Source organism: Borrelia hispanica CRI (assembly GCF_000500065.1).
GTDB lineage: Bacteria > Spirochaetota > Spirochaetia > Borreliales > Borreliaceae > Borrelia > Borrelia hispanica.
Map to the genome: position 1 here is coordinate 1 of NZ_AYOU01000040.1, position 4,899 is coordinate 4,899.

The 4,899-nt window shown below is 24.3% G+C and carries 5 protein-coding genes and 1 pseudogene; 5 read left to right on the forward strand and 1 reads right to left on the reverse strand.

Translation table 11 applies throughout. The features are described 5' to 3' along the window. A pseudogene (locus U880_RS0101080) lies at positions 1-682 on the reverse strand (DUF244 domain-containing protein); the annotation flags it as partial. Positions 683-874: 192 nt separating this feature from the next. Here U880_RS0101080 and U880_RS0101085 point away from each other — a divergent pair. The 5 genes from U880_RS0101085 to U880_RS09775 all read left to right on the forward strand — a co-directional run bounded on the left by U880_RS0101085 (position 875) and on the right by U880_RS09775 (position 4,851). Continuing rightward, entirely contained in the window at positions 875-1,990 is a 1,116-nt protein-coding gene (locus tag U880_RS0101085) for a plasmid maintenance protein (protein ID WP_024654429.1), read from the forward strand. Between the two features lie 9 nt (positions 1,991-1,999). Next, positions 2,000-2,569, forward strand: a complete 570-nt coding sequence (locus U880_RS0101090; protein WP_024654430.1) for a DUF226 domain-containing protein — start codon at positions 2,000-2,002, stop codon at positions 2,567-2,569. After that, positions 2,545-3,285 (forward strand): ParA family protein, encoded by a 741-nt coding sequence (locus tag U880_RS0101095; RefSeq protein ID WP_024654431.1) that lies wholly within the window; start codon positions 2,545-2,547, stop codon positions 3,283-3,285. Before U880_RS0101090 ends, U880_RS0101095 begins: the two co-directional genes overlap by 25 nt. Positions 3,286-3,371: 86 nt before the next feature. Then, positions 3,372-3,920, forward strand: a complete 549-nt coding sequence (locus U880_RS0101100; RefSeq protein ID WP_024654432.1) for a chromosome replication/partitioning protein — start codon at positions 3,372-3,374, stop codon at positions 3,918-3,920. A 430-nt stretch (positions 3,921-4,350) separates the two neighbouring features. Beyond that, positions 4,351-4,851, forward strand: a complete 501-nt coding sequence (locus U880_RS09775; protein WP_235047973.1) for an ERF family protein — start codon at positions 4,351-4,353, stop codon at positions 4,849-4,851. Positions 4,852-4,899 lie beyond the last annotated feature (48 nt).

Here is a 4,899-nt window from a genome sequence, read left to right on the forward strand (position 1 = left end):
TGTGCTTGAACATAATATTTAAAGAAATATTTACTTTCTAAAAAATTACCTGTTTGATTATATTCTGTAATAGCTGATGTTAAATAATTACTATCACTACATTTAATCTCTAATAGTTCTGTTTCACCTTGATTATTTACAAACCAACCATCTATTGTTGCACCAACAAGATTATCTCCTCTACCTACTCGTTTGAAGTAATTATATTTGTCTATTCCATTAGCATATTTGTTTTTGTGTAAAATTTGTATATTATCAAAGTAAATACGTAGAAACTCAGCAAATCCTAAATTTTCTAATGCTTTTCCTTTTTTAATATGCAAATTATCTTTATATGGAACTTCTTTCCCAAAAAATTTAAGCACTCTACTTACAATTAATTCAGAAGCAGCATCAGCACCAAGAAATATACTCCCAACTTCACTAGCACCAAATCTTGTTAATCCTTCACGTTGAATAGAAAAATCTACTTTACTATTAAACTTGAAATATTCACCTTTTTTTATGCCTGGTAATTTACGTCCTATCTTATTCATTTTGCTTACATTAGTTTGTTTATTATTATCAAAATCTAAGGTTGGAACAAAAGATTCTAAACCTTTAATAACTGGTTGGGTGTATAAATTTTGACGATTCATTTTTTTACTCCATTATTAATTTTTGTAATATTGCTATTATTTATAATGTTATTTTTATTTTTCACAACAAATCTCCTGTTTAATGTTAAAAATATAACTATATTATATAGCAAAAACTAATTTTTGCAATAATTTTATAAAAAAATTAACAAAAATATTTTTGTTATATATAAGTTTACTTTTAAAGGGTATTGCGCTATGATAATAGGCAGTAATACATAAAACAGGAGATTTATATGAAGAGCTTAAAAAAATATACTAATAAATACCAACACAAATTAATTGTATTAATATCAACATTAAATTTTGTAAATTCTCAGTTTAAAAAATATAATCAAAATAAAATACTCTATTACTTTAATAATAACTTAAAAAATAATGGTCAAAAAAAAGCTACACTCAAAATTCTACAAAGTTATTTATACAAACTAGAAAAAGAATTTCAAGTAACTAGTAACTATTACAGACATTTAGGAGAAAATTGCGGTACCGAAATTCACTATAAACTTAGATTTTCTAAAAAAGTATGTCACTATAAAATCAATAAACATTTTAAAGACAAAAAAGAAGAAAGATTTCAACAACGTGCCAATTTATATCATCAACAAACATGCACTAATAATGGGAGTCTAAAGAAAAATGGGAGTGTAGAAAAATGGGAGTGTATTAATAATAATAGTAATAATAAGAATAATAAAAAGAAGAAGAAGGAAGAGGTAGAAAAAACAGAAAGAGAAAAGGCACAGCTAGAGAAGTACATAAAGAAGTGTGCATTCAAAGATGATAAATATCTCTCAATTTTGAATTTAAAAACAACAAAAGAAACTAAAATAAAAAAGCTAATAGAATTGAAGAAAGAAGAGAATAGAAAAGAGAGAGAACAAAATAAGAGCAAAAAATTAGAAGAAAAACAAAAGGAATTAGAAAAGGCACTAGCAGAGACAGAGGAAGGATTAAAAAAAGAAGGATATAATGAGAAGCAATTAGAAACAGAGATACAAAAAGCGTATGAGAGATATAAAGACAAGCCGCACTTTATCGTAGAGAGTAGTAAATACGGTGATTTAAGACAGATAGTAAAGAGGATTAAGAAAACAGTTGAATGTGAGAAAAAGGGGCAAAAAGAAAACCACAAGCAGATTAGAAATAATATATTTAGTATACTGCTAGATCAGTTGAAGAACAAAGTAGAGGTTAAAGTTTTAGCGCCAATATTGAAAAATTATTTAAATAAGCAAGTTGATTTGAAATATAGCCAAGTATTTAATAATCATTATTACTATGAAATTTTAGAGATGGTGGAAGGGAAAGAGCATTTAAGAATAGAGGAATATGAAAAAATCGTTGACTAAGGATGTGTTATGGATAGTGTATTAGAGCGACTTCAAGAAAAAAAGACAGAAATTTCAGAATCAGAAAAAGAAAAACAAAAAAAAATTTTTATCAAAATTGAAAAAATTAATAACAGGACATTATATCATACCAAAGTTATGATGGATTTTTGTGCATTTGGGATTAATAAAAGACAAACACACAAATTCTTTATTGCCTTTAGAAAATTATTTAATAGAGAAAAAATAGAATGGTTTAGTTTGTTTTCTGTAAGAGATGATGATGAATTTTTAGGAATATTTTATGGATATAGGAAACCAATACAAAACATTATAACTAGATATGAAGAGTATGGTGTTATGAAAGCATATACATTTTCAAAGATATATTACATAGAATTTAGATTTCACAAAGGAAGTGTGTTTTGTTATATTAAGGGAATTTCTCGTTTACTTAAAAAGGATAAGGTCAATACTAAATATTACTATTCTTTAATAGATATATTCTTAACTTTAGAAAAGGAGGTATATGAGTTTTATGATAAGAAATTGCCAAGTGGGGGTATTATAACTAAATGGATAAGAAAAAACCGAAAGTGATTACAATTGCTTCAATTAAAGATGGTGTTGGGAAGAGTACAAGTGCAATTATACTTTCTACACTTTTGTCCCAAAAATATAGGCTTTTATTGATAGATATAGATACTCAAGCATCAACCACTAGTTATTTTTTTAAAAAAATCAAAGAGCAGAATTTTGAACTATTATATAAAAATATTTATGAAATTTTAAAAGGAAATATAGATATTAACAATTCAATTGTTGATGTAGGTAATAATTTAGATTTAATACCTAGTTATTTAACGCTACATAATTTTAATTCAGAATCTATGCCTTTTAAAGAAGTAAAATTACAAGAACAGTTAACTTTTTTAGAAGTTAATTACGATTATATAATAATTGACACTAATCCTAGTTTGGATATTCCCTTAATAAATGCTTTGGTTGTTTCTGATTATATACTTGTTCCAATAACAGCTGAAAAATGGTCAATTGAAAGTTTAGAGTTGTTAGAATTTTTCGTTAAGAAGTTAAATTTGACAAGAATCCCAATATTTTTAATCAATACTAGATTTAAAAAGAATAATACACATAAATATTTATTGAATTTACTGAAAAAAAGAAATAATTTTTTAGGAATTATATCGGAAAGGGAAGACTTAAATAAAAGAATGGCGAGAAATATAGGTTTTGATTTAACTAAAGATTACATATATGAATATGTTGCCGCTCTTGAAAAATTTTTGGTGAATTAAAATTCAAGTTATAGTAGTAAGATTTTTAATTATATTAATAATATTTTACATTCATTAAATGAATATAAAAATTTTTGGAGGTTTGTATGGAAATAGAAATTAATAAAAGGGATTTCTCAGATTCAGTAAAAAGAGGAAATTCTATAGAACAAAAAATAAGGCATTATAATTCTTTGAAAGAAAAATTAAAAGTTAATTTTAAAAAAGAAATACATAATAAAATAGAAACAATGAAAATTTTAAAAGAAATTAAAGATAATGAATATTATAGATTAGATAATTATAGAACTTTTGAAGATTTTTCACAAGAGTACAGATTAGCAAGAACTCAAGTTTATCAGTATTTAAGACTTGCAAATGCTATAGAAGAAGGAATAATCGAGGAGACTTTTTTAATAAAAAACGGTATAAACGATTCACTTGCTTTTTTGCAAGATAAACAAGGTAAAAGAATCAAAAAATCCAAAATTAATCCAATCAAACCATTAAGATTTCAACTTAAGAGTCAAAAAAGTTATGATTACTATAAAAAAAATGCAAAACTTACAAGTTTTATATTAGATGAGTTGTTTAGAGATAAGAAAGATTGGCTTGAGGAGTTTGTAAGGAGGTTTAAAAATTTACGAGATAATTAAAAAAGGATATGTTTTATTGCTAATTTATATTTTGGAGTTTTTCTAGAAAAGATAAATTTATTAGAACTATATCTTCTTAATAAAGAGTGAAAATGCTGTTTTATTAGAAAAATTTAAGATGGTGATATATGAGAGCAACATATTATGATCTATTTGTTGAATTGGGTATATTATCGGTTGATTTTATTTTAATTTTATTTTACTATACTTATTACTAGTAGTTTTTCATATCAAAACTACCTGTTTTATGTTCATTTAGCATAAGCTTCAAAGCTTAATTAAGGATTCATTTAGGAGTTTTTAATTAAGCTTTGAGTTTTTATACTTAAATTTGATATTTTATTGTTTTTTTTGTAATAATTTTATGATGCTTGACATAAATTAGTTTTTGCTATATATTATAATTATAACATTAAACAGGAGAGTTGATATGAATATAAATAGTAATAATTTTACAAAAACAAATATACAAGAAATGACAATTAATAATGAAAATACAACAATTAGTCAAAAGAGAATAGACTTTTTAAAAAATCTTCGTACTCTTAAAATGAATTTGGATGAAGTAAATAAAAATCTTAATGGATATGAGAATTACAATGAAATAGTAAGAGAAGTTAAAAATGTTATTAAGGAACATAATCTAGATATTGATTTTGTACAATATCCAACTACAAAGAGTATTGATAATCATTTAATTTATGTTGTTACAACAACATTTTATAGCCCTTTAAGTGGATATGAACATTCATTTGATACACCAATATATATAGAAAAATTGAGATCTATTGGGGTTAAAAGTCAAAATACATGGCCTCAGTTTGTGGAGTCTGCAATAACTTATTTCAAGCATTATGTATTAGTTACATATTTGTTAATAGAGAGTGAACTTAATATTAATGCTAGTAATTTAGATCTTGAACAATTTTAAAGGGAATTTAATATGAATAAAAATAATAATATGATAAAAAATCAATCA

Coding starts and splice junctions, on each gene's coding strand:
- U880_RS0101085 (WP_024654429.1), top strand. CDS start 875: ATGAAGAGCTTAAAAAAATATACTAATAAATACCAACACAAATTAATT.
- U880_RS0101090 (WP_024654430.1), top strand. CDS start 2,000: ATGGATAGTGTATTAGAGCGACTTCAAGAAAAAAAGACAGAAATTTCA.
- U880_RS0101095 (WP_024654431.1), top strand. CDS start 2,545: ATGGATAAGAAAAAACCGAAAGTGATTACAATTGCTTCAATTAAAGAT.
- U880_RS0101100 (WP_024654432.1), top strand. CDS start 3,372: ATGGAAATAGAAATTAATAAAAGGGATTTCTCAGATTCAGTAAAAAGA.
- U880_RS09775 (WP_235047973.1), top strand. CDS start 4,351: ATGAATATAAATAGTAATAATTTTACAAAAACAAATATACAAGAAATG.